The sequence below is a fragment of the Phaeovulum sp. genome (assembly GCF_030684035.1).
Classification (GTDB): domain Bacteria; phylum Pseudomonadota; class Alphaproteobacteria; order Rhodobacterales; family Rhodobacteraceae; genus UBA6213.
Genome location: NZ_JAUXPI010000045.1, coordinates 17845 through 42952, shown reverse-complemented (window position 1 = coordinate 42952; position 25108 = coordinate 17845). Strand labels below are relative to the sequence as shown.

General features: G+C 66.7%; 28 protein-coding genes. 17 read left to right on the top strand and 11 right to left on the bottom strand.

What is annotated here, in order from left to right; genetic code table 11:
- Positions 1–93: 93 nt before the first annotated feature.
- Genes Q8J98_RS10500 through plsY form a run of 5 tightly spaced genes read left to right on the top strand, consistent with a single transcriptional unit; the run spans position 94 to position 3961 of the window.
- Positions 94–1059, top strand: coding sequence for an aspartate carbamoyltransferase catalytic subunit (locus tag Q8J98_RS10500; RefSeq protein WP_305294298.1), 966 nt, complete (start codon positions 94–96; stop codon positions 1057–1059).
- A complete protein-coding gene (locus tag Q8J98_RS10495; RefSeq protein WP_305184843.1) occupies positions 1052–1537 on the top strand; it encodes a hypothetical protein in 486 nt (161 codons plus the stop codon). The genes Q8J98_RS10500 and Q8J98_RS10495 overlap by 8 nt, the downstream gene beginning before the upstream one ends.
- The gene (locus Q8J98_RS10490; protein WP_305294297.1) at positions 1534–2079 is read left to right on the top strand and encodes an aspartate carbamoyltransferase catalytic subunit; all 546 of its coding nucleotides are present in this window, start codon (positions 1534–1536) and stop codon (positions 2077–2079) included. The genes Q8J98_RS10495 and Q8J98_RS10490 overlap by 4 nt, the downstream gene beginning before the upstream one ends.
- Positions 2076–3353: a dihydroorotase gene (gene pyrC / locus Q8J98_RS10485; protein WP_305294296.1), complete on the top strand. Its 1278-nt coding sequence runs from the start codon at positions 2076–2078 to the stop codon at positions 3351–3353. The genes Q8J98_RS10490 and pyrC overlap by 4 nt, the downstream gene beginning before the upstream one ends.
- Complete coding sequence (gene plsY, locus Q8J98_RS10480; RefSeq protein WP_305294295.1) at positions 3353–3961, top strand: glycerol-3-phosphate 1-O-acyltransferase PlsY; 609 nt, start codon at positions 3353–3355, stop codon at positions 3959–3961. The genes pyrC and plsY overlap by 1 nt, the downstream gene beginning before the upstream one ends.
- A gap of 16 nt (positions 3962–3977) precedes the next feature.
- Here the strand turns inward: plsY and Q8J98_RS10475 are convergent, their stop codons facing one another.
- From Q8J98_RS10475 to Q8J98_RS10460, 4 genes are all read right to left on the bottom strand, one after another.
- On the bottom strand, positions 3978–4253 hold the full coding sequence (locus tag Q8J98_RS10475; protein ID WP_305184834.1) for a hypothetical protein: 276 nt from the start codon (positions 4251–4253) through the stop codon (positions 3978–3980).
- A gap of 104 nt (positions 4254–4357) precedes the next feature.
- Complete coding sequence (locus Q8J98_RS10470; RefSeq protein ID WP_305294294.1) at positions 4358–5719, bottom strand: glutamate--cysteine ligase; 1362 nt, start codon at positions 5717–5719, stop codon at positions 4358–4360.
- Positions 5720–5779: 60 nt separating this feature from the next.
- A complete protein-coding gene (locus tag Q8J98_RS10465; protein WP_305294293.1) occupies positions 5780–6298 on the bottom strand; it encodes a hypothetical protein in 519 nt (172 codons plus the stop codon).
- Positions 6295–7020, bottom strand: a complete 726-nt coding sequence (locus Q8J98_RS10460) for a 16S rRNA (uracil(1498)-N(3))-methyltransferase (RefSeq protein WP_305294292.1) — start codon at positions 7018–7020, stop codon at positions 6295–6297. The genes Q8J98_RS10465 and Q8J98_RS10460 overlap by 4 nt, the downstream gene beginning before the upstream one ends.
- 12 nt (positions 7021–7032) lie before the next feature.
- On the opposite strand from Q8J98_RS10460, the gene ubiA reads away from it, so the two are divergent.
- The 3 genes from ubiA to Q8J98_RS10445 all read left to right on the top strand — a co-directional run bounded on the left by ubiA (position 7033) and on the right by Q8J98_RS10445 (position 10327).
- Entirely contained in the window at positions 7033–7995 is a 963-nt protein-coding gene (ubiA, locus tag Q8J98_RS10455; protein WP_305294291.1) for a 4-hydroxybenzoate octaprenyltransferase, read from the top strand.
- 63 nt (positions 7996–8058) lie between these two features.
- A complete protein-coding gene (locus Q8J98_RS10450; protein ID WP_305294290.1) occupies positions 8059–9975 on the top strand; it encodes an OmpA family protein in 1917 nt (638 codons plus the stop codon).
- A gap of 22 nt (positions 9976–9997) precedes the next feature.
- On the top strand, positions 9998–10327 hold the full coding sequence (locus Q8J98_RS10445) for a hypothetical protein (RefSeq protein WP_305184827.1): 330 nt from the start codon (positions 9998–10000) through the stop codon (positions 10325–10327).
- Between the two features lie 8 nt (positions 10328–10335).
- On the opposite strand, the gene Q8J98_RS10440 is transcribed toward Q8J98_RS10445, so the two are convergent.
- The 5 genes from Q8J98_RS10440 to Q8J98_RS10420 are packed head-to-tail and all read right to left on the bottom strand — an operon-like array spanning position 10336 to position 16232.
- Positions 10336–10566 (bottom strand): formate dehydrogenase subunit delta, encoded by a 231-nt coding sequence (locus Q8J98_RS10440; protein WP_305184825.1) that lies wholly within the window; start codon positions 10564–10566, stop codon positions 10336–10338.
- A complete protein-coding gene (fdhD, locus tag Q8J98_RS10435; protein WP_305294288.1) occupies positions 10563–11381 on the bottom strand; it encodes a formate dehydrogenase accessory sulfurtransferase FdhD in 819 nt (272 codons plus the stop codon). Before fdhD ends, Q8J98_RS10440 begins: the two co-directional genes overlap by 4 nt.
- Complete coding sequence (fdhF, locus tag Q8J98_RS10430; protein ID WP_305294287.1) at positions 11378–14248, bottom strand: formate dehydrogenase subunit alpha; 2871 nt, start codon at positions 14246–14248, stop codon at positions 11378–11380. The genes fdhD and fdhF overlap by 4 nt, the downstream gene beginning before the upstream one ends.
- Positions 14245–15771 (bottom strand): NADH-ubiquinone oxidoreductase-F iron-sulfur binding region domain-containing protein, encoded by a 1527-nt coding sequence (locus Q8J98_RS10425; protein WP_305294286.1) that lies wholly within the window; start codon positions 15769–15771, stop codon positions 14245–14247. The genes fdhF and Q8J98_RS10425 overlap by 4 nt, the downstream gene beginning before the upstream one ends.
- Complete coding sequence (locus Q8J98_RS10420; RefSeq protein WP_305294285.1) at positions 15768–16232, bottom strand: formate dehydrogenase subunit gamma; 465 nt, start codon at positions 16230–16232, stop codon at positions 15768–15770. Before Q8J98_RS10420 ends, Q8J98_RS10425 begins: the two co-directional genes overlap by 4 nt.
- 206 nt (positions 16233–16438) lie before the next feature.
- Here Q8J98_RS10420 and Q8J98_RS10415 point away from each other — a divergent pair, with 206 nt between their 5' ends.
- The 6 genes from Q8J98_RS10415 (at position 16439) to Q8J98_RS10390 (ending at position 21877) form a co-directional block, all read left to right on the top strand.
- Positions 16439–17266: a S49 family peptidase gene (locus Q8J98_RS10415; protein ID WP_305294284.1), complete on the top strand. Its 828-nt coding sequence runs from the start codon at positions 16439–16441 to the stop codon at positions 17264–17266.
- 3 nt (positions 17267–17269) lie between these two features.
- Positions 17270–17434, top strand: coding sequence for a hypothetical protein (locus tag Q8J98_RS10410; RefSeq protein WP_305294283.1), 165 nt, complete (start codon positions 17270–17272; stop codon positions 17432–17434).
- Positions 17435–18403 (top strand): calcium/sodium antiporter, encoded by a 969-nt coding sequence (locus tag Q8J98_RS10405; protein ID WP_305294282.1) that lies wholly within the window; start codon positions 17435–17437, stop codon positions 18401–18403. It abuts the gene before it with no gap.
- Positions 18400–19179 carry an SDR family oxidoreductase gene (locus Q8J98_RS10400; RefSeq protein ID WP_305294281.1) on the top strand — a complete coding sequence of 260 codons (780 nt, stop codon included), beginning with the start codon at positions 18400–18402 and terminating at the stop codon, positions 19177–19179. Before Q8J98_RS10405 ends, Q8J98_RS10400 begins: the two co-directional genes overlap by 4 nt.
- 306 nt (positions 19180–19485) lie before the next feature.
- Positions 19486–21360: an excinuclease ABC subunit UvrC gene (gene uvrC, locus Q8J98_RS10395; RefSeq protein ID WP_305294280.1), complete on the top strand. Its 1875-nt coding sequence runs from the start codon at positions 19486–19488 to the stop codon at positions 21358–21360.
- 7 nt (positions 21361–21367) lie between these two features.
- The gene (locus Q8J98_RS10390; RefSeq protein WP_305294279.1) at positions 21368–21877 is read left to right on the top strand and encodes a cbb3-type cytochrome c oxidase subunit I; all 510 of its coding nucleotides are present in this window, start codon (positions 21368–21370) and stop codon (positions 21875–21877) included.
- A gap of 24 nt (positions 21878–21901) precedes the next feature.
- On the opposite strand, the gene Q8J98_RS10385 is transcribed toward Q8J98_RS10390, so the two are convergent.
- Complete coding sequence (locus tag Q8J98_RS10385; RefSeq protein WP_305294278.1) at positions 21902–22519, bottom strand: hypothetical protein; 618 nt, start codon at positions 22517–22519, stop codon at positions 21902–21904.
- A gap of 137 nt (positions 22520–22656) precedes the next feature.
- Here Q8J98_RS10385 and pgsA point away from each other — a divergent pair, with 137 nt between their 5' ends.
- The 3 genes from pgsA to Q8J98_RS10370 are packed head-to-tail and all read left to right on the top strand — an operon-like array spanning position 22657 to position 24014.
- Positions 22657–23325 carry a CDP-diacylglycerol--glycerol-3-phosphate 3-phosphatidyltransferase gene (gene pgsA / locus Q8J98_RS10380; protein WP_305294359.1) on the top strand — a complete coding sequence of 223 codons (669 nt, stop codon included), beginning with the start codon at positions 22657–22659 and terminating at the stop codon, positions 23323–23325.
- Positions 23322–23570 (top strand): molybdopterin converting factor subunit 1, encoded by a 249-nt coding sequence (gene moaD / locus Q8J98_RS10375; RefSeq protein ID WP_305184807.1) that lies wholly within the window; start codon positions 23322–23324, stop codon positions 23568–23570. Before pgsA ends, moaD begins: the two co-directional genes overlap by 4 nt.
- A gap of 3 nt (positions 23571–23573) precedes the next feature.
- Positions 23574–24014: a molybdenum cofactor biosynthesis protein MoaE gene (locus Q8J98_RS10370; protein WP_305294277.1), complete on the top strand. Its 441-nt coding sequence runs from the start codon at positions 23574–23576 to the stop codon at positions 24012–24014.
- Between the two features lie 49 nt (positions 24015–24063).
- On the opposite strand, the gene Q8J98_RS10365 is transcribed toward Q8J98_RS10370, so the two are convergent.
- Positions 24064–25107 carry an FAD-binding oxidoreductase gene (locus Q8J98_RS10365; protein WP_305294276.1) on the bottom strand — a complete coding sequence of 348 codons (1044 nt, stop codon included), beginning with the start codon at positions 25105–25107 and terminating at the stop codon, positions 24064–24066.
- Between the last annotated feature and the right edge of the window lies 1 nt (position 25108).

Here is a 25108-nt window from a genome sequence, read left to right as displayed (position 1 = left end):
GCCGGGTGGCAGCAAAGGTAAACCGCGCGCAATCCGATTGCCGCAATGCGCTGGTTTTGTCATAAGCAGAAAAAACGGGGGACGAGGGCTGCCATGACATTCCGCGCGCGCCACCTTCTGGGCATCGAGCAGCTTACGCCCGAGGATATCCGCGCCGTACTCGACCTGTCCGATCGCTATGTCGAACTGAGCCGCCGCACCATCAAGCATTCCGATGCGCTGGCCGGGATGACCCAGATCAACATGTTCTTCGAAGCCTCGACCCGCACCCAGTCGAGCTTCGAGCTGGCAGGCAAGCGGCTCGGGGCCGACGTGATGAACATGTCGGTGGCGCATTCAAGCGTGAAAAAGGGCGAAACGCTGATCGACACGGCGCTGACGCTCAATGCCATGCACCCCGACCTGCTGGTCGTGCGTCACCCCGCCTCGGGTGCGGTCAACCTGCTGGCGGAAAAGGTCAATTGCGCGGTCCTGAACGCCGGCGACGGACGCCACGAACACCCGACACAGGCGCTGCTGGATGCGCTCACCATCCGCCGGGCAAAGGGACGCATCCAGCGCCTGACGGTGGCGATCTGCGGCGATATCGCGCACAGCCGGGTGGCGCGCTCGAACCTCATTCTGCTTGGCAAGATGGAAAACCGCATCCGCCTAATCGGCCCGCCAACGCTGATGCCGACCGGCGTTGCGGAGTTCGGTTGCGAGGTGCATGACGACATGGCCGCGGGGCTGGAGGGTGCCGACGTGGTCATGATGCTGCGGCTTCAGAAAGAGCGGATGGATGGCGGCTTTATCCCCTCGGAGCGCGAATATTACCACCGCTACGGGCTGGATGCCGAAAAACTGGCGAACGCAAAGCCCGATGCCATCGTCATGCACCCCGGCCCGATGAACCGGGGGGTGGAAATCGACGGTGAACTGGCTGACGACATCAACCGCAGCGTGATTCAGGATCAGGTCGAGATGGGGGTGGCGGTGCGCATGGCCTGCATGGACCTTCTGGCGCAGAACCTGCGGGCCGAACGTGGGCGCGCAGCGACAGGGGGCCTCTATGCCTGAGATCAAGCGCGACAGGGTGCAAGACTACCGCCCCGGCCCGGCTTCCGAGCTGCCGCTGGAGCCGGGCGAGCGGCTTATCGCGGTCTTCGTGGCTGACCGCCGCCGCTATTGGCTTGACCATGCGGCAATGGCGGCATTGGGGGCGGCGGGGGTGGTGGCGATCCTGCCTTTCTTCGACCGCGCCGGGCAAATTCCGATCGCCTTGCCTGCGGTGGCGGCGGCGGTGGCGGCGCGCGGTCTCTATCTCGCCTCGGAAGCCTTCTCGCGTCGCTGGCAGTTGACCGACCGCCGCCTGATCGGGCCGCAGGGGCGGCAGGTGATGTTGCTTGAAATCGCCGCGCTCCGCCGCATGATGGGGGATGTGCAGATCGTCACCAAGGGCGGTGCCAAGCACCTCATCAAGCATCTGGCCGACAGCGGCGCGACCATTGCCACAATCGAGAGGGCAAGGGATGCGCGGGCAAAGGTGAAGCCATGAGCAAAACACCCACAACCATCGCCACCCCTCCCGGCTGGGGGGGGATTCTTGATGCAGGCGAAGCGATCATCTGGCAGGGGCGGCCTGACGGGCGATTCCGCTTCGGCTGGCGCGACCTTGTAACCGGGCTTTTCGGCTTCATCTTTGCCGGTTTCGCGCTGGTCTGGATGGTGATTGCGGCAAGCGCGGGTGGGTTTTTCTGGGCCTTCGGGTTGATTCATTTCAGCGTGGGCGCGGCGATTGCGGTGGGCGGTCCGGTCTGGCGAACCTACCGGTTGCGGCACACCTGGTACACGCTGACCACAAGGCGCGCCTTCATCGCCACCGACACGCTGACCTCGGGGCGCAGCCTTGCCGCCTATCCGATCGCCGCCGACACGGTGCTGACGCTGGAAGGCGAAGACCCGGCTTCGGTGCATTTCGCCTCGGTGATGCGCCGCATCAACAAGCGCGACCGGCTGGTGCCAATCGGCTTCGAGCATATTCACGATGCAGGCGAGGTGCTGGAGAAGTTGCGCGAAATACAGAAAGCCGCCCGATGACCACCCTCCATTTCGCCAACGCCCGCCTGATCGACCCCGAAGCGCTAACCGATGCGCCGGGTAGCCTCTCGGTCAGCGGTGGCCATATCGCGGCGATCAGCGGCACCGCGCCAAAGGGCGCGCGGGTCATCGACTGCGGCGGCAAGTGCCTTGCCCCCGGCATCGTCGATTGGGGGGTGAAGGTCGGCGAGCCGGGCGAGCGGCACCGCGAAAGCTTTCGCTCGGCGGGGCTGGCGGCGGCGGCGGGCGGGGTAACCACGCTGATCGCGCGGCCCGACACGCTGCCCGCCATCGACACGCCGGAACTGCTGGAATTCGTTACCCGCCGCGCGGCCGAGGCGGCACCCGTGCGCATCCGCCACATGGCGGCACTGACAAAGGGCCGCGAGGGCCGCGAAATGACCGAGATCGGCTTTTTGCGCGATGTCGGCGCGGTGGCCTTTACCGATTGCGACCATGTGGTGACCGATACGCGGGTGCTGGCGCGGGCGCTGATCTATGCGCGCGGGCTTGGCGCGCTGGTGGTCGGCCACCCGCAAGACGCCGACCTTTCGCATGGCGCGTCGGCCACCTCGGGCAAATTCGCCAGCCTGCGCGGCCTGCCCGCAGCCCCGGCGCTTGCCGAGCGGATCGGGCTCGACCGCGACCTTGGCATGGTCGAGCTGACCGGCGCGCGCTACCACGCCGACCAGATCACCACCGCGCGTGCCTTGCCCGCGCTGGCGCGCGCCAAGGCAAACGGGCTGGATGTGACCGCAGGGGTTTCGATTCATCACCTGACGCTGAACGAATTCGACGTGGGCGACTACCGCACTTTCTTCAAGCTCAGCCCGCCGCTGCGTTCGGAAGAAGACCGCAAGGCGGTGGTGGCGGCGGTGGCCGACGGGCTGATTGACGTGATCTCGTCAATGCACACGCCGCAAGATGAGGAAAGCAAGCGCCTGCCCTTTGAAGAGGCGGCAGCCGGGGCGGTGGCGCTGGAAACCCTGCTGCCCGCAGCGATGCGGCTTTTCCACGCCGGGGCGCTCAGCCTGCCGCAGCTTTTTCGGGCAATGGCGCTCAACCCGGCGCGTCGGCTTGGCCTCGCACAGGGGCGGTTGGCGACGGGTGCCCCCGCCGACCTCGTGCTTTTTGACCCCGATGCGCCGTTTCTGCTTGACCGCGCAAAACTGCGCTCGAAATCGAAGAACACGCCGTTTGACGGCCAGCGGATGGAGGGGCGCGTGCTTGCCACCTTCGTTGCCGGGAAACAGGTTTTTGGGGAGGTCTGCTGATGCCGGGGCTTGAAAGCGGAGCGGGCGCGCTCGCCCTGGCGGCACTCCTGGGCTATCTGCTTGGCGCGATCCCGTTCGGGGTTGTCATCACCTGGGCGCTGGGTCTTGCGGACCCGCGCAGTATCGGCTCGGGCAATATCGGTGCCACCAACGTGCTGCGCACCGGCAACAAGGGCGCGGCGCTGGCAACCCTGCTGCTTGACGGTGGCAAGGGGGCGGCGGCGGTGCTGATCGCGCGGGCGCTTTATCCCGAAGACGCGGTGCAACTGGCGGCGGCAGCGGCGTTTCTGGGCCATCTCTACCCGGTCTGGCTGGGCTTCAAGGGCGGCAAGGGGGTGGCAACCTTCCTTGGCATTTCGCTGGCGCTTGCCTGGCCTGTCGGGGTTTCGGTCTGCGCGGTCTGGCTGGTCATGGCGCTCGGCAGCCGGATCTCGTCGCTTGCGGCACTGGTGGCGGCGGCAACCTCGGTGACCTTCGCCTGGGTCTATGACCGTCCGGATGTGATGATGCTTTGCGCGGTGCTTGCGGCGCTGGTCTTTTGGCGCCACCGCGCCAATATCGCTCGGCTGGCGGCAGGCACCGAGCCCCGGATCGGCGGCAAGCACTGATCCGGGGCCGACAGGCCTAGCGCTGGAGAAGCTTTTCGACCGCTTCCGCAGTGCGCTTGGTGTTTTGATAGATGCCGAGGCCCATATACATCAGACCACCGATGAAGATCACATAGATCGCGCCACCGATCAGAATCCCGAGGCCCATCAGCGGCCCACTTGGCGCGCCCGGCCCCATCATGCCGCTGCCGCCAAAGGCAGCGATGCCCGCAAACACCACGACGCCGATGCACAAAAGCACCACGATCACGCCGACGAGGATCTCGAAGGTGTTGATGAAAAAGTCCCTCATTGCATTCCCCTGTCCGTTGTTGAACGCACGGAACACCTGCTGCGGCACCCCGCGTAGCGCGAAAGGTGAGCCTCAAACCCGGTTTGGTCAAGCAAATATGGGGGTCAGAGCCGCGTGGCCGCATAGATGTGGGAAAGATCGCCGTGCCATTCGCCGTGATACCTGGCAAGCAGACGGTCGGCCTGCACCTGCCCGGTCGCAATGTCCTCGTCCAGCACATCGAGAAATCGGCTCTCGTCGGCACCACCCGCAATGCGGCCGCGCGCCGCAAGGCCGGCGCGCGAAATCGCCACCACCTGCCGCGCGAGGTCGCGCATCTTCACCCCGCCCGCCTCGGCCTGCAACCCCGAGACCGAGGCGGCAACGCGCAGCCCCTCGCGGGTTTCCACGCTCCAGCCCTTGGCGAGATCCCAGGCAGCATCGAGCGCGTTCTGGTCATAAAGCAGCCCCACCCAAAGCGCCGGAAGTGCCAGCATATGCGCCCGGTCGCCCGCATCGGCACCGCGCGTTTCAAGGTATTTCTTCACCCGAGCCTCGGGGAATACGGTCGTCATATGGTCCGCCCAGTCGCTCAGCGTGGGCAATTCGCCGGGCAGCGCGGGCAATTCGCCCTTCAGGAAGGCGCGGAATGACTGGCCGAGCGCGTTGATGTATTTGCCGTCGCGGTAAACGAAATACATCGGCACATCGAGCACCCAATCGACGTAGCGCTGATAGCCCATCCCCGGCTCGAAGGCGAAGGGCAGCATGCCGGTGCGGCTGGCATCGAGATCGCGCCAGATCCGCGAGCGCCAGCTTTTGTGGCCATTCGGCTTGCCCTCGAAGAACGGAGAGCTTGCGCAGAGCGCGGTCGCCACCGGTTGCAGCGCCAGCGCTACGCGCAGTTTCTGCACCATGTCGGCTTCGGAGCCGAAATCGAGGTTCACCTGCACGGTACAGGTTCGATACATCATCTGGGTGCCGTGGCTGCCCACCTTGTCCATGTAGTCGGTCATCAGCCGGTAGCGACCCTTGGGCATGCGCGGCATCTGCGCATGGGTCCAGACCGGCGCAGCACCGATACCGGCAAAACCGACGCCCATCCCTGCTACCACCTCGGCGCATTCGCGCATATGCGTGTCGAATTCTTCGGCAATCGCGTGCATGCTCGCAAGCGGCGCGCCCGAAAGCTCCAGCTGGCCACCGGGTTCAAGGCTCACGTTCGCGCCATTGCGGCTCAGGCCAATGATCGCCCCCTGCTCCAGTATCGGCTGCCAGCCAAAGCGCGCCTGCAGCGCCTCGAGTACGGCGCGCACACTGCGCGGGCCCTCGTAGGGCAGCGGCGCGAGGCTGTCGGTCAGGTAGCCGAACTTTTCGTGCTCGGTGCCGATCCGCCACTCATCGCGCGGTTTTTCGCCCGAGGCGATGTAGTCGGCCAACTCCTCGAACCGCTCGATCGGGCCGCCGCCTTCTTGGGGAATGGACATCAAGGAGCGCTCCGGTTGGCGGCTTCGGGAGAGAGTAGGTGGAGCGCGGCAGCGGCCAAGTCAACCCCGCACCCGGAGCCTTTGCCACAACACCTGCACAGTGGGCTGTGCGGATACGCTGGCACCGGCAGCGGCGGCAAGCCGCGCCATATCGATGCCGGGAAGCGTGGCAAATGCATCATAAAGCTGATCGGCACCTTTGGCGGCAAGGGGAATCAACAGCGCCTGCCCATCGGCCTGCTTCAACCGCCAATGCGGCACCCCGCGCAAGACCAGCAGGCGAATCTCGCTCAGGTCGCGCAGCGCCACAAAGCCGCCGATGCCGGGGCCGTAATAGCCAAGCTGGCCCTCGTCGATCTCGATCCAGCCGGGCAGCGTGGCGGGGCGGGCAAACCGCAGGCGGCGCAGCGCAATGACCACCCACCCCACACCCAGCGCAACAAGCACAGTGCCCAGTGGCAGCAGCACATAGCCGCCGCGCGAAGCCAGCCACAGCCCCAGTGCCGCCACCGCTACAGCCGCCGCCAGTTCGCGCCACCGCACCAGCCATGCCAGCGCCTCGGGGCGCAGCATGCTCATCGCCAATCTCCCAGGGCGGCCTGCCAAAGCGTCAGCGCGGCGCAGGCGGCGGTATCGGCGCGCAGAATGCGCGGGCCAAGGCTGACCGGCGTCACAAAGCCAAGGCCGGCCAGCCGGGCGCGCTCTGCCGCCGAAAAGCCGCCCTCGGGTCCGACCAGCACCGCCCAGGGGCCGGGTCCGAGGCCCGCCAGTGTCGCGGCGACACCAAGGCGGCTTTCATCGGCCCAGAGGATCCGCCGGGCAGGGTTCCAGTCATCGAGCAGCCGCGAAAGTGGCACCAGACCGGCGACTTCCGGCACGAAGGTGCCGCCGCACTGCTCCGCCGCCTCAACCGCATGGGCCTGCAAACGGTCCTGCCGGATGCGTTCGGAATTGGTGAAATCGGTCTGCACCGGCACGATCCGCGCGGCCCCAAGTTCGGTCGCCTTTTCCACGATGAAATCGGTGCGCGCCTTCTTGATCGGCGCGAAAAGCAGCCACAGGTCGGGCGGGTCTTGCTGCGGCGCGGTCTGTGCGATCGGGCTGAGAACGCCGCCGCGCTTGGCCGCCTCGGCGACCTCGGCCAGCCATTCGCCCTGCTGGCCGTTGAACACCAGCAGCTTGTCGCCCACGCCAAGCCGCATCACCGCAAAAAGGTACTGCGCCTGCGCTTGCGACAGGTGAAGCGGTTGCCCCGCCGCCAGCGGTTGATCTAGATAGAGCCTGATCTTTGCCTGTGCCATGAGGCCGAACCTATGACCGAGAGCCGCGAATTGCCAGAGCCGGGGCGCGTTGCCGATGCGCCGCCCGGCAACTGGGTGGACCGTTTCGCCCCGGCCCGCACGCGCCCCTATCTGCGGCTGTCACGCGCCGACCGGCCAATCGGCACCTGGCTGTTGCTGCTGCCCTGCCTTTGGGGCGTGGCGCTTGCCGCCGCAGCCGATGCGCCGCGCCTTGAAGACCTGTGGATCATCGCCGCCTGCACGCTCGGCGCGGCGCTGATGCGCGGTGCGGGCTGCACCTGGAACGACATCACCGACCGCGACATCGACGGTGCCGTGGCCCGCACCCGCTCGCGGCCGATACCCTCGGGGCAGGTTTCGGTGCGCGCGGCACTGGTCTGGATGCTGGTGCAAACTGCCGTCGCCGGGGCGCTTTTGCTCAGCTTCAACGGGGCGGCGGTGGCGCTTGGCATCGCCAGCCTGGCGCTGGTGGCGATCTACCCTTTTGCCAAGCGGTTCACCTGGTGGCCGCAGGTGTTCCTTGGCCTTGCGTTCAACTGGGGCGCGCTTCTGGCATGGGTTGCCCATAGCGGCAGCCTTTCGGCGGCACCGGTCGCGCTTTACGGCTCCGGCATCGCCTGGACGCTGTTTTACGACACCATCTACGCGCATCAGGACAAGGAAGATGATGCGCTGATCGGCGTGCGCTCTACTGCGCGGCTTTTCGGCGCGCGCACCGGGCGCTGGCTCGGGGTTTTTCTGATGGCCACGGTCACTCTGATGACGGCGGCGGTGCTGGTGGCGCTTTTGCCCACGGCCGCGCCGCTGAAGCTGGCACTGGCGCTGGCAGCGCCCTGGGGGCTTGGCTGGTGCCTGCTCTGGCAGATGCAGCGGCTTGACATTGACCGGCCCGAGGTCTGCCTGCGGCTGTTTCGCGCCAACCGCGAAGCCGGTGCCATTGCTGCGCTGTTTCTTGCCGCTGCCGCGCTGGCGTGATTGAATGCGCCGCACCACCGGCCTAAGCAGGGCCAGAAGCAACCGACCAAAGGCAACCGCCGCATGCGCCACGGCCCGAAGATTCTGACCGCGCTGGCTTTTGTGCTGGCGTTCCTTCTTGCTGCGGTGGTCGCGGGCACTGCCGCGACCGTGATCGAAATGCGCACCCGCAAGGCGGCGCAGCTCGAGCTTGCCATAGCGGGCCATGACTGGGCGGTGATCGGTGCCGACGGCTTGCAGGTGCGGGTTGCAGGCGTTGCGCCTTCCGAGGGGCACCGGTTTCGGGTGCTCACGGCGCTGGGGCAGGTGGTCGAAGCCAGCCGGATTGTCGATCTGACCGAGGTCGCCCGCCCGGTAGCAGTTGCGCCGCCGGAGTTCTCGCTTGAAATGCTGCGCAATGATGATGGCGTGTCGTTGATCGGGCTGGTTCCGGCTACAACCGACCGCGCGGCGCTGGTGGCCGAACTGGTGGCCAGCGCCGGCGGCGGGCAGGTGGCCGACATGCTCGAAAGCGCAGACTACCGCGAGCCCGAGGGCTGGGCGCGGGCGCTCGACTTTGGCGTGTCGGCGCTGAAGGCGCTGCCGCGTTCCAAGATTTCGATCTCGGCGAACCGGGTGGCGATCACCGCCATTGCCGAAAGCACCCGCGAAAAGGGCCGCATCGAAACCGATCTGCGCCGCAGCACCCCCGCGTCGCTGCTCCTGGAGCTGGACATTTCGGCACCGCGGCCGGTGATTACCCCGTTCACGCTGCGCTTTTTGATCGACGCCGAGGGTGCGCGGTTCGATGCCTGTTCGGCCGATAGCGAACGCGCGCAAGCGCGCATTCTGGAGGCCGCGCGGCGCGCCGGGGCGCAGGGCGCGCTTGGCTGCACCATCGGCATGGGCGTGCCTTCGCCGAACTGGGCCGAGGCGGTCGAAATGGGGCTCGGGGCGCTGGCAGGCATCGGCGGCGGCTCGATCACCTTTTCGGATGCCGACATTGCACTGATCGCCGCCGAAAACGTCACGCAGGCAGATTTCGACCGCGTCGTGGGCGAGCTTGAATCGAACCTGCCAGCGGTGTTTTCGCTGCATGCAAACCTGCCGGAAAAGCCAGTGAACGGCTCCAGCACCGCCACCGAGCCGCCGGAATTCTTTGCCACGCTCTCTGCTACAGGCAGTGTTCAGCTGCGCGGCCGGGTTCCCGACCAACGCGCCCGCGACGCGCTTGCAGCGCTTGCCGCTGCCGAGTTCGGCCACGCTTCGGTATACCTTGCCACCCGGATCTACGCCGATCTGCCCACCGGCTGGACCGCGCGGGTGCTGACCTCGGTCGAGGCTCTGGGCAAGCTTTCGTCCGGCAACGTGCAGGTGCGCCCCGAGGTGATCAGGCTGAGCGGCGAGACCGATGACGCGCAGGCCTCGGACACAATTTCGCGGCTGTTCGTGTCGCGGCTCGGCCAGGGCGCGCGCATCGAACTGACACTGACCTACCTCGCGCCACCAGAGCCGGAACCCGACGGCCCGAGCGGTGCCGATTGCGTGGCGCGGCTGAACGCGGTGCTGGCTGAAAACAAGATCACTTTCGAACCCGGATCGTCGGTCATCACCGCCGCCGCCGCGCCAACCATTGACGCGCTTGCCGTGATCGTGCGCGAATGTGAAGCGGTGCCGATGCAGATCGGCGGCCATACCGACAGCCAGGGCAGCGAAGACATGAACCTGCGCCTGTCGCAGGGGCGCGCCCGGGCCGTGGTGGTGGCGCTGCAACAGCGTCGGGTGCTGACCGGCAACATCGTTTCGCAGGGCTTCGGCGAGGCGCAGCCGATTGCCGACAACGGCACCGAAGCCGGCCGCGAAGCAAACCGGCGCATCGAGTTTCTGCTACTCGAAAGCGATGCCGCCACGCCCGCCGCCACAACCGGCCCGGCATGGGTGGCTGGACCCGTCATCACCGCCGATCGCCCAACCGCGCGCCCGGCACCCACCACCCCCTAGACCTCGCGGCAGGATCCGAGCCATGAACCGAGAAGAATTCATCACCGCCACCGCGATCATCCTTTTCGCCGCATTTTGCCTTGGCTGGTTCGCATCATGGCTTTTGCACCGCCTGACCCGAATGACCAAAGCCGACATGGGCGAGCTGGAACAGATGGCGCAGGCGCTGCACGAGGCCGAGGAAATGCGCGATCAGGCGATGGAATACCTCGATCAGCGCGAAGCGGAACTGGTGAGCCAGAACCACCAGACCGAGGCCGAATTGCGCGCCGCGATGGATGGCCTGCGCGATGCCCGCCAGGAGGCCGAAGAACTGCGCGGCTACATCGAAAAGCAGAACGCGGGGAAATAGCTGCCGGTTCAGGCCTTGGCCGCCCGCGCCGGGGGCGGGCGCAGCCGCGGAGCCGCCTCGACCACCGCAAGCGCAAGGCCCGCGCCCCCCCCTGCCACATGGGCAAGCAGCGCCGCCCGCATCGGCGGCGACCAGTTGTCGTTGATATGCGCCGCAACACCCTCTGACGCGGTGCCGGGCTGGCTGACGAAAAAGGCGGCAATCTGGTTCGCCATGCGGATCAGCTTTTCATCTCTCATGCCTGGCCCTCGCCATTGATGCGTTGCGGGTGGGAATAAACATCGAAGCTGTCACCCCGGACCCGGGCGACAAGCGTGATTGCCGCCGCCTCGGCTTCGGCAACGGCAAGCGCCGTCGGTGCCGCGGCCCCGATCAGCACCCGCGCGCCAATCATTGCCGCCTTCTGCACCAGATCTACCGAAATCCGCGAGGTCAACACCAGCACCCCCGCCGAAATCTCGGCCTGCCCGCGCGAAAGCGCCCCCGCGAGCTTGTCGAGCGCGTTGTGCCGCCCCACATCCTCGCGCACCGAAACGAGACCGGCATCGGGCAGCCAGAATCCGGCGGCATGGGTGGCGCGGGTTTCGGCATGCAGTGGCTGCGCAGCGGCAAGCGCGGTCAGCGCCGCGGCCGGAGCCTGCGGCCCAAGACGCGGCCCCGAGGTTGGCACGGCGCGCGGCAACGCGCGCAGCGCCTCGGCGATGCTGTCGATGCCGCAAAGCCCGCAGCCCACCGGCCCCGCCATCGCCCGCCGCCGCGCCGCAAGCCGCGCCGCGGCTCCCGGCACCAGCCAGGCGCGCGCCTCGATACCGCGCGGCTGCGGCACGATCTCGGTTGCGGTCAGTTCGGCGGCGCTGGCGATCAGGCCCTCGGTCAGCGCGAACCCCAGCAGGAAATCGGCCAGATCGGCGGGCGAGGCCATCATGACCGCCTGGGTCGCGCCGTCATAGACCAGCGCCACCGGCACTTCCTCGGGCAAAAGCCGCGCCGCATTCTGCCAGCCACTCACCCATGCCCGCACCGGGTGCCGTGATGCGGAAGCTGGCGCGCTCATTCCGCCGCCGGGGCGATGCGCCGCTGAAGCGAGATGAGCGCGGCATAATCGGATTGCCATTCCGAAGGCCCGTTCGAGGCCGACACCTGCACTGCGGTAACCTTGTATTCCGGGCAGTTCGTGGCCCAGTCGGAATTGTCGGTGGTCACCACGTTGGCCTGGGTGCCGGGGTGATGGAAGGTGGTATAGACCACCCCCGGTGCCACCCGCTCGGTCACCTCGGCGCGCAGGCTGGTTTCGCCCACGCGCGAGGCAAGCCGCACCAGATCGCCGTGCTTGACGCCGCGCACCTCGGCGTCATGCGGGTGGATTTCCAGCACATCCTCGGCATGCCAGGCGGTGTTTTCGGTGCGCCGCGTCTGGGCACCGACATTGTATTGGCTCAGCACCCGGCCGGTGGTCAGCAGCAGCGGAAAGCGCGGACCACTGCGCTCATCCGTAGCGATGTATTCGGTGCGGATGAAGCGGCCGCGCCCGCGCACGAAGCCATCGACATGCATGATCGGGCTGCCTTCGGGTGCCGCGTCGTTGCAGGGCCACTGCACCGATCCGCGCGCCTCCAGCATCGGGTAATTCACCCCGGCAAAACCCGGCGTGGTGGCGGCGATCTCGTCCATCACCTGCGAAGGGTGGCTGTAGGCCCAGCCTGCGCCCAGCGCGTTGGCAAGCAATTGCGTCACTTCCCAGTCGGCAAAGCCGTTTTTCGGGGCCATCACCCGGCGCACCCGGTTGATCCGCCGTTCGGCGTTGGTGAAGGTGCCGTCCTTTTCCAGAAAGGTCGAGCCGGGCAGGAACACATGCGCATAAGCGGCGGTCTCATTGAGGAAAAGGTCGTGCACGATCACGCATTCCATCGCGGCAAGTCCCGCCGCGACGTGCCTGGTGTCGGGGTCCGACTGCAAAATGTCCTCACCTTGAATGTAGATCGCGCGGAACTGCCCGCTCTGCGCCGCATCCAGCATGTTGGGAATGCGCAGTCCCGGTTCCGGGCTGAGGCTGACCCCCCATGCGGCTTCAAAAACACCGCGCGCAGCGGGGTCGGAAACATGCCGGTAGCCGGGCAATTCATGCGGAAACGACCCCATGTCGCAACTGCCCTGCACATTGTTCTGGCCGCGCAGCGGGTTAACCCCGACGCCGGGGCGGCCGATGTTGCCGGTCATCATCGCCAGGTTGGCAATTGCCATCACCGTGGTGGAACCCTGGCTGTGCTCGGTCACGCCGAGGCCGTAGTAGATGGCACCATTGGCGGCAGCGGCATAGGCGCGCGCGGCAGCGCGGATGTTCGCCGCGGGCACCCCGGAAAGCGCCTCGACCACCTCGGGCGCATGCTCGGGCCGCGCCGCGAACTCCATGTAATCGGCGAACTCGTCCCAGTCGCAGCGGGCGCGGATGAAGGCCTCATCGTAAAGCCTTTCGGTCACGATCACATGCGCCAGCGCTGTCAGCACCGCCACATTGGTGCCCGGGCGCAGCGCAAGATGCAGCCCCTCGCCCATGTGCGGGGTGTCCAGAAGGTCGATCCGGCGCGGGTCGATGACGATCAGCCCTGCCCCCTGCCGTAACCGCCTGCGCAGGCGGCTGGCAAAGACCGGGTGCCCGTCGGTCGGGTTGGCACCGATCACCACGGCGCAATCGACCGCTTCGACCGAATCGAAATCCTGCGTGCCTGCAGAGGTGCCGAAGGTCTGTTTCAGCCCGTAGCCGGTGGGCGAATGGCAAACGCGGGCGCAGGTGTCGGTGTTGTTGGTGCCAAAGACCGCGCGGGCGAGTTTCTGCACCAGAAAGGTTTCCTCGTTGGTGCAGCGCGACGAGGTGATGACGCCAAGCGCATCCGGCCCGCTTTCGGCGCGAATCGCGCTCAGCCGCGCGGCGGCAAAGCCGATCGCTTCCTCCCAACCCACCTCGCGCCAGGCATCGGTGATCGCCTCGCGCACCATCGGCTTGAGGATGCGGTCCTGATGTTGCGCATAGCCCCAGGCGAAGCGGCCTTTCACGCAGGAGTGGCCACGGTTGGCCTTGCCCTCTTTCCACGGCACCATCCGCACCAGCGTATCGCCGCGCATCTGCGCCTCGAAACTGCACCCGACGCCGCAATAGGCGCAGGTGGTGATGACCGAGCGCTCGGGCGTGCCGATGGCGATGACCGAGTTTTCCTGCAAGGTTGCGGTCGGGCAGGCCTGTACGCAAGCCCCGCAGGAAACGCAATCGGATGCCATGAAGGGCACATCCTGCCCCGCCACCACGCGACTGGCAAAACCGCGCCCGTCGATGGTCAGCGCAAAGGTGCCCTGCACCTCTTCGCAGGCCCGCACGCAGCGCATGCAGACGATGCACTTGGCCGGGTCATAGGTGAAATAGGGGTTGGAGGCGTCTTTTGGCCGCCATTCCGGGTTTGCCACCTCGGCCGCGCGCTGCGCAAAATGGTTGGCACCGGGGGCATAGCGCACTTCGCGCAGCCCCACCGCCCCGGCCATGTCCTGCAACTCGCAGTCGCCATTGGCGGCACAGGTGAGGCAATCGAGCGGGTGGTCCGAAATGGTCAGCTCCATTACCCCGCGCCGAAGCCGCGCAAGGGCTTCGGTCTGGGTGTGCACCACCATGCCGGGGGCGACCGGCGTGGTGCAGGAGGCAGGGGTGCCGCGCTGGCCCGCAATTTCCACCGCGCAAAGGCGGCAGGCACCGATCGGCTCAAGGCTGTCGGTGGCGCAGAGCTTGGGAATGCGAATCCCCGCCTCGGCCGCCGCGCGCATCACGCTGGTGCCCGCAGGCACGGTTATGGCGAAGCCATCGATGGTCAGACTGACCGGCGCACCCTTGCGCGCGGGCGTGCCCATGTCGCGACCGGGCAGGATGAAGTCTTTCATTCGGCGGCCTCCCTTGCGCGGGCGAAATCTTGCGGGAAATGGTCAAGCGCGCTCAGCACCGGATAGGGCGCGAACCCCCCAAGCGCACAGAGCGAACCGAGCCGCATGGTTTCGCAAAGATCGCGCAGAAGCGGAACTGCGGTGCCATCGCCCGCGGCGATGCGGTCAAGCGTTTCAACCCCGCGCACCGAACCGATCCGGCAGGGGGTGCATTTGCCACAAGATTCGACGGCGCAAAACTCCATGGCAAAGCGCGCGAGGGCCAGCATGTCGGCGCTTTCATCGACCACCACCAGCCCGGCGTGGCCAATAAGCCCGCCCGCCGCCGCGAATTCCTCGTAGCCAAAGGGGGTATCGAACAGCGCTGGCGGGAACCATGCCCCCAAGGGGCCACCCACCTGCACCGCCTTGACCGGGCGGCCGCTTGCGGTGCCGCCGCCGATGTCGTTGACGATCTCGCCGAGGGTCAGCCCGAATGGCACCTCAAAGAGCCCGCCAAAGCGCACATTGCCCGCCAGTTGCAGCGGCATGGTCCCGCGCGAACGGCCAATGCCGAAGTCGCGGTAATAACCCGCGCCGCGCGCCAGAATGATCGGCACCGTGGCAAGGCTGAGCACGTTGTTCACCACCGTCGGCTTGCCCCAAAGCCCCTCGATCGCGGGCAGCGGCGGCTTGGCGCGCACTGTGCCGCGCTTGCCCTCGATGCTGTTCAACAGCGCGGTTTCCTCGCCGCAGACATAGGACCCGGCACCAACCCGCAACTCGATGTCAAAACCCCGGCCACTGCCCAGAACCGAAGCGCCAAGCAGCCCCGCGCCGCGCGCCAGCGCCAGCGCGCGGCCAAGCACCGCGATGGCGTCAGGGTATTCGGAGCGGATATAGACAAAGCCCTTGTCGGCCCCGACAGCGAGGCCCGCAATCGCCATGCCTTCGATCAGCGCGAAAGGGTCGCCCTCGATCAGCATGCGGTCGGCAAAGCTGCCGCTGTCGCCCTCATCGGCGTTGCAGACGATGTATTTCTGCGGCCCCGGCGCGGCCGCGACCGTGCGCCATTTGATGCCGGTGGGAAAGCCCGCGCCACCGCGCCCGCGCAGCCCGCTGTCCGCCACCTCGGCAACCACCGCCTCGGGCCGCATCGCCAGCGCCCGGCGCAGCCCCGCTAGGCCGCCCTCTGCCTCGTAATCGGCCAGATCAAGCGGGTCGATCACGCCGACGCGGGCAAAAGTCAGCCGCGTCTGGCGCTTCAGGAACGGGACTTCCTCGGTAAGCCCCAGCGCCTTCGGGTGCGCCTCGGGCGCATCGAACAGCGCCCCGGCATCGGCACCGGAAAACGGACCAAAGGCCAGCCGTCCCTCAGGCGTCTCGACCTCTACCAGCGGCTCCAGCCACGCCATGCCCCGGCTGCCATTGCGCAGGATCTGCACCACCAAACCGCGCGCGGCAGCGGCAGCGGCAAGGGCTGCGGCCACCGCATCGGCACCCAGCGCGCGCGCCAGCGCATCGGCGGGAACGTAAATCTTCATGCCCCCGCCTCCGCCAACATCTCGCCCAGCCGCGCCACATCGACCCGCGCCGCCAGCACGCCATTCAGCATCAGCGCCGGGGCGGCAGCGCAGAGGCCTAGGCAAAACACCGGCTCCAGCGTCACCCCGCCCGCAGAGGTGCCATGCCAATCCACCCCGAGCCGCGCCTTGGCAGCCTCGGCCAGCGCCACCGCGCCCATCGCCTGGCAGGCCTCGGCGCGGCAGATTTTCAGCACATGACGCCCGGCGGGTGCTGCGCGGAAATCGTGATAGAAGCTGACCACGCCCTGCACCTCGGCCACCGTCACCGCCAGCGCCTTGGCCAGCAGCGGCAGTGTCTCGGACGGCACATGCCCGAATTCGGCCTGCACCGCATGCAGGATAGGCAGCAACGCGCCTTCGCGCCCGGCATGGGCCTGGCAGATTTCGGCAACACGATTGGTCTGGCTTGGCTCAGGCATGGCGGCTCCGGGGTAGCATGAGGCTGGCCTAAAGTGCGGCGCGCGGGAAATCAAATCTTTGCTCTTTGCGGCCTTCCAGAGGCCGGATGCGCCAGACCCGCCCTGCCCGGCGCGATTTTGGCAGCCACCATGCCGCCGCGACACGCCCGGCGTAAAATCTCTCGGCCCGGCTTGCCGCTCCAAGACAGTCGGCCTACATCGGGCAGATGGACATCAGACAATATCTTCCCCCGTTCCGCAAACGCCAGCCCCGGGTTGCCGTGGTGCGGCTTCAAGGGGCCATCGGTGCCGCTCGCCCCGGTGCCGCCGGGCTTTCCGATGCCGCACTCGGCCCGTTGCTGGAGCGTGCATTCCGCCGTGGCAAGCCCGCAGCGGTGGCGCTTGTCATCAACTCGCCCGGCGGCTCGCCGGTGCAAAGCGCGCTGATCGCGGCGCACATCCGCAGACTGGCAGATGAAACCAAGCTGCCGGTGCATGCCTTCGTCGAAGATATCGCGGCCTCGGGCGGCTACTGGCTCGCCTCGGCCGCCGATGACATCTGGGCCGATGCCACCTCGCTCGTCGGCTCGATCGGGGTGATCTCGGCGGGGTTCGGCCTTGCCGGGCTGATCGAACGCTACGGGGTAGAACGGCGGGTGCACACGGCGGGCAGCGCGAAAAGCTTCATGGACCCGTTCCGGCCGGAAAAACCCGAGGATGTGGTGCGGCTGCACGCCTTGCTGGAACCGATGCACGCGGCTTTCAAGGCGCAGATCACCGATCGGCGCGGCGCGAAACTGGCGGCAGGGCGCGATTTGTTCACCGGCGACATCTGGGTGGGGCAGCAGGCGCTTGAAGTCGGGCTGATCGACGGCATCGCGCATTTGGTTCCCAAGCTCAAGGCGCTTTACGGCGACAAGGTTCGGCTTGTTCAATACGGCCTCCGTCGCCCGTTCTGGCGGCGTTTCGGCGCGGCAGAGGCAACCACGGCAGTACTTTCCGCAGCGCTTGATCTGGCCGAGGAACGCGCGCTCTGGTCGCGCTATGGGCTTTAGCACATGCTGAAAGTGGTCAGCCTGTTTCTGGTGGCTATGGTGGTGCTGGCGCTTTTCGGGCGGCTGCGGCTTCCGGCTTCGATGCGGCTGATCAAATGCCCCGATTGCGGGTGCCACCGCAGGGCCAGCAAGCCCTGCCCCTGCGGCGGAACCGGACGGAGGGGCTAGGTGGCGTCCGATCTTGTGCTGGTTGCGGTGGGGCTGGTGGCGCTAGTGCTGGCGGGCGATGCGCTGGTGCGCGGCGCGGTGGCGCTGTCGCTGCGGCTTGGCATTCCGGCGCTGATCGTCAGCCTGACCGTGGTCGCGTTCGGAACCTCGGCACCCGAAATGGTGGTTTCCGTGGTAGCGGTAGTTGACGGCGCACCGGCGCTGGCACTTGGCAATGTCGTTGGCTCCAACATCGCCAATGTGCTGCTCGTTCTGGGTCTGCCGGCGCTGATGGTCAGCATTCGCACCGACGAAGGCAATTACCGCCGCGACTATCTTTTCATGCTGGGCATCACGGTGCTTTTCATCGGGCTTGCCTTCGCCGGGCCGATCAGGTGGCCGCAGGCGCTGCTGCTTCTCTGCCTGCTGGTGGCGATGATGACAAGCCAGGTGCGCGCCGCGGTAACGTTTCGCGCCCGCCCGCCGGTGCCGGGCGAAGAGGATATCGAACTGGTCGCGTCACCGGTGCCGATGCCGGGCCTGCGCATGGGCCTGCTGCTGGCGCTTGGCCTTGTGGGGCTTCCGCTTGGCGCGCATTTTCTGGTCGAGGGCGCAACCGGCATCGCCCGCGGCTTCGGCATTTCCGAGGCCGTCATCGGCCTCACACTGGTGGCGGTGGGCACTTCGCTGCCGGAACTTGCGACCTCGGTCGCCGCGGCCTTGAAGGGCCGGGCCGATGTGGCGCTGGGCAATGTGATTGGCTCGAATATCTTCAACGTGCTGGCGATCGTCGGCGTAGCCGGGCTTCTGGGGCCGCTACCAATGCCGCCGCAGTTGTTGCTCTTTGACCTTTGGGTCATGCTGGCGGCGTCGCTGCTGCTGGGACCGATTGTTTTTCGCGGCCTGCCGATAGGGCGCGGCAGCGGCGCGGTTCTGGTGGCGGCCTATGCGGGCTACCTTGGGGCGCTGGCATTGGGGGTGGGGCAATGAGCGGCTTTGCACTGGTTACCGGCGGCGGGCGGCGGCTCGGGCGGGCGATGGTCGAATACCTCGCCCGGCGCGGCTTTGGCGTGGCGATCCATCATCACCGCTCGGGTGACGAGGCCGAGGCGCTGGCAGCCGCCTTGCGCGCGGCGGGCGGGCAGGCGGTGGCGCTTGCCGCCGATCTGCTGGACGAGGCGGGGGCCGCCGATCTGGTGCCCCGCGCCGCCGCGGCACTTGGCGCTCCGTTGACGCTCTTGGTAAACAACGCCTCGATCTTCGAATACGACACCATCGCTACCGCCACGCTGGAAAGCTGGGATCGGCACTTCGGCTCGAACCTGCGGGCACCCTTCGTGCTGACCCAGGCCTTTGCCGCGCAGGCCCCAAAGGCAGACCGCAGCGGCGCGGAACCGCTGGCGCGCGCCCTGATCGTCAACATGCTCGACCAAAGGGTGCTGAAGCTCACGCCCGAATTCGCCACCTACACGCTGGCCAAGATGGGGCTCTGGGCGCTGACCCGCACCGCGGCACAGGGCCTCGCACCCGATATCCGGGTCAACGCCATCGGCCCCGGCCCGACCCTGCAAGGCGCGCGGCAGACCGCCCTGCACTTTGCCCGCCAGCGCGCGGCAACGCCGTTGCGGCGCGGTGCCGGGCCCGAAGATATCTGCGCGGCGCTCGGCTATCTCATCGATGCGCCCGCGGTGACCGGGCAGTTGATCTGCGTCGATGGCGGCCAACACCTGGCCTGGCAAACCCCCGATATTCTTGGCCTGGAGTGAGCTTTTGACATCATGCCGCAGTCTTTGCCGGTTGACTTGTGCACCTGCCCTTGCCGCGTCACGGACCCGTTACGATTCTGTTAATGTAATCAGTGAGTTGCTGCCGGAAACAATTTATCTCTTGCGTTTTCAATGCCTTGCCGATTTGCCCAAAAAACAGGCAGCGTGATGAAGCGGGCCTAAAACAAGGGAAATTCGGCGCTCGGCAAATATTCCCAACAGAGTTATCCACAGAATCCGTGGACAGCTTTTCTCTTGCGCGATGTCGCGTAAGGTTGCAGCGGAGCCAAGGAATCAGATCCGCCAATGACCAGAACGCCGCCCCCTGCCCAGACCGCGACAACCGGCCATGTGCTGATCCAGAATCTGGTGAAAACGCTCGACGGCTCGCCCGGCGTGTACCGCATGCTCAATGCCGCGAACGAAGTGCTCTATGTCGGCAAGGCGCGCAACCTGCGGGCGCGGGTTTCCAATTATGCGCGGCCATCGGGTCACTCGGGGCGGATCGCGCGGATGATCCTTGAAACCGCCTCGATGATGTTTCTGACCACCCGCACCGAGACCGAGGCGCTGCTTCTGGAGCAGAACCTGATCAAGCAGCTGAAGCCGCGCTACAATGTGCTCCTGCGCGACGACAAGAGCTTTCCCAACATTCTGGTTTCCAAGACCCACGCCTTTCCACAGATCAAGAAACACCGGGGGGCGAAAAGCGAAAAGGGCGATTATTACGGGCCTTTCGCCAGCGCCGGTGCGGTGAACCGCTCGCTGAACCAGTTGCAAAGGGTCTTCGGGCTGCGGACCTGCACCGATGCGGTGTTTGAATCGCGCACCCGCCCCTGTCTGCTCTATCAGATCAAGCGTTGCGCGGGGCCTTGCGTCGGCAAGATCGGGCAAGCGGACTACACGGCATTGGTCAGCGATGCCGAGCGCTTTTTGCAGGGCAAATCGACAAGAATTCAGGAAGACCTCGCGCGCGCCATGGGTGCTGCGGCAGAGGCGATGGAATATGAACGCGCGGCGGCGCTGCGCGACCGGATCCGGGCGTTGACACAGGTGCAGCAGGGGCAGGGCATCAACCCGCAGGGGGTGAGCGAAGCCGATGTCGTGGCGCTGCACATGGCGGGCGGGCAAGCCTGCGTGCAGGTGTTCTTCATCCGCGCCAACCAAAGCTGGGGCAACCGCGATTTCTACCCCCGCACCGGCTCGGGTGCCGAGGCACCCGAGGTGCTGGAGGCGTTTCTTGCGCAGTTCTACGACGACAAGACCCCGCCCCGGCTGATTCTGCTTTCGCACGCCATCGAAGATGCCGACCTGATGGTGCAACTGCTCTCCGACCGCGCCGGGCGCAGGGTCGAGCTTGCGGTGCCGCAACGGGGCGAAAAGGCCGAGCTGGTCGAAAACGCCGCCCGCAACGCCCGCGAAAGCCTTGCCCGCAAGATGAGCGAAAGCGCCGCGCAAAGCCGCCTGCTCGAAGGGCTGGCCGAAGCCTTCGGGCTGGAAGCGCCGCCAAAGCGCATTGAAGTTTACGACAACAGCCATATTCAGGGCACCAACGCGGTCGGCGGCATGATCGTGGCGGGGCCGGAGGGGTTTCTCAAAAGCCAGTATCGCAAGTTCAACATCAAGGGCAGCGAGATCACCCCCGGCGACGATTTCGGCATGATGAAAGAGGTGCTGGGCCGCCGCTTTGCCCGGCTGCTGAAGGAAGACCCCGACCGCGAACACGGGCTCTGGCCCGACCTTTTGTTGATCGATGGCGGGGCCGGGCAGGTTTCGGCGGTGGCCGGGATCATGGCCGAGATGGGGGTGGAAGACATCGCCATGATCGGCGTTGCCAAGGGCATTGACCGCGACCTCGGGCGCGAAGAGTTTCACCGCCCCGGAGCCCGTCCCTTCGCGCTGCGTTCAAACGACCCGGTGCTCTACTTCGTGCAGCGCCTGCGCGACGAGGCGCACCGCTGGGCGATCGGCGCGCATCGCGCCAAGCGGGCCAAGGCGGTGTCGGCGACGCCGCTTGATGAAATTCCCGGCATTGGCGCGGCCCGCAAACGCGCGCTTCTGGCGCATTTCGGCTCGGCCAAGGCGGTCAGCCGCGCCGGCCTGCCTGACCTGCAAGCGGTGCCCGGCATCTCCGAAACCATGGCGCAAACCATCCACGGGTTCTTCAACCCGCGAAGCTGAGCATTGGGTGCCGCGCCGAATCGACTGGTCTCGCGGCAACGCCGAATCTTTCCGTCCGCACCGGTTGCGACATTTTGTCGCATGCAGTAGCTTCCGCGCGTCGGCCCGATTCCGGGCGGCAACGACGGTCCAGACAAGGGGGAGAGGAAGCATGCGTGGTGTGTCACTCTGGTTTGTTGCTACCGGTTCAGTTTTTGTTACCCTCGGAATGCTCGGCGGAATTGCGATGGCGGTCAGCTCGGACCACACGCTGGCCCCGGCCCATGCGCACCTGAACCTTGTAGGTTGGGTCACGATGGCGCTGTTTGGCATCTATTATCATCTCGTCCCAGCCGCCGCAGACACAAGGCTGGCAAGGGTGCATTACACCATCGCCACCGCCGGGGTGCTGGCCATGGTGCCCGGCATCATCCTCGCGGCGCTTGAACGCGACGAGTTGCTCGTGGCCGTCGGCTCGCTGCTGACGCTCGGCTCGATGCTGATCTTCGTCTTCACGGTGTTTCGTCACCGCGCCTGAGGCGAGCCCGCAGCACCCGCACAGCTAGTTCATGAACCCCGTAGGCACTGAAAACAGGCAGCCTGCGGGCATCGGGTAGCCGTCGAGGCCTTGCAAGAAGCCAGGCCAGTTTTCGGCCCAGCCTGCGTGGTATTCGCAAGCATCGGCAATGCCGTTGAAGCCAATGCCGCGCAGTTCAAGCCAGGCGCAGCCCTCTGGCGGCGGCGAAGCCCGGTTGCGGAATTTCAGGCTCAGATCGCAGGCGCTGCGCGCCATCGTGCCGATGCGCCCCTGCTCACCCTGCCGCAGAACGTCGCCGCTGTCCGGGCCGTTCATGCGAAACAGCATCTGCACCGCACCGGCGGCAAAGTCGGGGTCGCCCGGCACCAGCGAAGCAGCAATCTGCATCGCCGCGTCCATCGCACCGCCCACGGTTTCGCGCATCTGCCAGCCACCCTCGGCAAAGGTGAAAGCCTCGCCTTCAACCCAAAGCAGCGTCACCCGGTCGCCCGCGATGCGCAGCGCGCGGCGCATGCCATCTGGCGCGTCCTGCTGCACCAGCCAGGTGCCATCAAGCGCGGCTGCCGCATCGGCATACGCCACGCCCGGCCCCGCCGCGCAGGTCGCGAGCAATGCCAGACCGACCGTTCCCAACCGCTGCATCACGCCATTCTCCCCGGCAATTACCGCTGCCTTCGCGCCAAAGTTGCGCGGTGCCGCGGGCGCGCGTCAAGCCGCCAATGCGCGCGCGTCGCAATCCGCTCTTTCCCAGCAGCGCCGGAATGGGCTATCCATCACGAATGAAACTCAACCTGCCCAACATGCTCACCGTCGGCCGACTGGTCGCAGCGCCGGGTGTTGCGCTGATGTTTCTCTATTTTCACCGCCCCTGGGCCGATTGGTTCGCACTGACACTGTTCGTCACCGCCGCCGTAACCGACTGGTTCGACGGCTATCTGGCGCGGCTCTGGAAGCAGGAAAGCCGGTTCGGCGCGATGCTCGACCCGATCGCCGACAAGGCGATGGTGGTCATCGCGCTGGTCATTCTTACCGGCTATTCCAGCATGAACCCGATGCTGATCCTGCCCGCCACGGTGATCCTGTTCCGCGAGGTTTTCGTTTCCGGCCTGCGCGAGTTTCTGGGCTCCGATGCGAGGTTGCTCAAGGTGACCAGGCTTGCCAAGTGGAAAACCACCACGCAGATGGTTGCCATTGCCACCCTGTTTCTCGGCACCGGGCTCGAATACCTCGAAGGCATAGCCCGGCGCGGCATGACCGCCGAACAATATGCCGAGCGCGTCAGCCTCGGCCTTGCCGACCCGGTGCGCAGTTGCGGGGTGCGCGGCTGCTCGTCGCTCGCCACCGATGTCGGCCTGGTCCTGATCTGGATTGCGGCGGCGCTGACGCTGGCCACCGGCATCGATTATTTCCGCAAGGCGCTGCCCTATCTGCGAGACCCCAAACCATGATCGACGTGCTCTACTTTGCCTGGGTGCGCGAACGCATCGGGCTGGCCCAGGAAAGTGTCGAAACCACCGCCGCCACTCCCGCCGAGCTGGTCACTGAACTTGCCGCGCGCGAGCCGCGCTATGCTGCGGCTTTTGCCGATACCTCGGCACTCCGGGTGGCGCTCGACCAGAAACTCGCAAGCTTTGACGCGCCGCTTGCCGGGGTCCGCGAGATCGCCTTCTTCCCGCCGATGACCGGCGGCTGACCAATGCGCCTCAGCATCCAGAACACGCCCTTCAGCCCCGCCGCCGAGCTTGAAGGCTTTGCCACCGGGCACCGTGAAACGGGTGCCGAGGTCAGCTTTACCGGCCGGGTGCGCGATGATACCGGGGCGCTTCAGGCGCTTGAAATCGAGCATTACCCAGGCATGACCGAAGCGGCGATCAGCGCCATCATGGCCGAGGCCGCCACCCGCTGGCAGCTTCTCGATTGCCTCGTCATCCACCGTTTCGGCCGCCTCGCCCCCGGCGCGCCGATCATGATGGTCGCCACCGCCGCCCGGCACCGCGCCGAAGCCTTTGCCGCCGCCGAGTACCTGATGGATTACCTGAAATCGCGCGCCCCGTTCTGGAAGCGGGAGATCACCGCCGAAGGTGCGCAATGGGTCGGCGCGAAGGCCTCGGACGAAGACGCGCTCACCCGCTGGTAGCTTCTTCTTTGCTGAAATACCCCGGGGTGCGGGGGCTGGCCCCCGCGCTTCAAAGGCAGTCCTCGACCCGGAACCCGGCGGGAATGGCATCGCGCCCGGCAAGCAGCAGATCGGCCATCACCTCGGCCACTTTCGGGGCCATGCCGAAGCCGATCTTGAAGCCGCCATTGGCCACATAATGCCCCGCCCGCCCCGGCCATGCCCCAAGCATCGGGGCCATCGTCACTGCACGCGGGCGCACCCCGGCCCAGCGCTCCAGCACCGGTGCCCCGGCCAGATCGGGGCAGAGAGCGCGGGCCCGCGCCAGCACATCCTCAAGCTGGCCATCGGTCGTATCGGGCGCGTCGTAGCGTTTTTCGGAGGTCGATCCGACCGCCACCGTGCCATTGCCATGCGGCACGATCAAGATCCCGTCGGCAAAGACCTGCGGCACCGCACCCGCATCAAAACCAAGGATCGCCGCCTGCCCCTTGACGCCATTGCCAACCGGCTTGCCAAACGCCGCCGACAGATCGGCAAGCCCGGCAAGCCCGGTCGCCCAGACCACCGTGCCCTCGTCGGGCGCATCGCCAAGCACGATCTCGCCGCCCCGCGCGCGGATCGCCGCCACCAGCGCCGTGCCAAGCAGGCGCGGGTTGGCGCGCGCGCTCAGACTGTCGTGTACCACGAGCCCGCTCCGGCTTCTCGGCGCAAGCACACCGAAATCCGTCACCGGCCCCACCCGCCAGAAGCCCTGCCCCTGCCAATGTGCCGCGGCCCCGGCTTTGCGCGCCTCGGCCAGTGCCACCGCCGCCGCATCGACCAACGGCTGCAATCGCCCGACCCGCGCAAAGCCGGTCTCGCAGCCACCGGCCTCGGCCACGGCAGCCCAGAAATCCGCCGCCATCACCAGGCTTTCGAACTGGAACTGCTTTTTCGGGTTCCATTGTTCGGGCACATGCGGTGCCAGTGCGCCCACCACGCCGCCGCTCGACCCGGCGCCGATCCGCGCGCGCTCGATCAGCCGCACCTTCGCGCCGCGACGCGCACATTCCCACGCCACCGAAAGCCCGAAAACGCCGCCGCCGCGCACGGTCACATCTGCCGTTGCCATT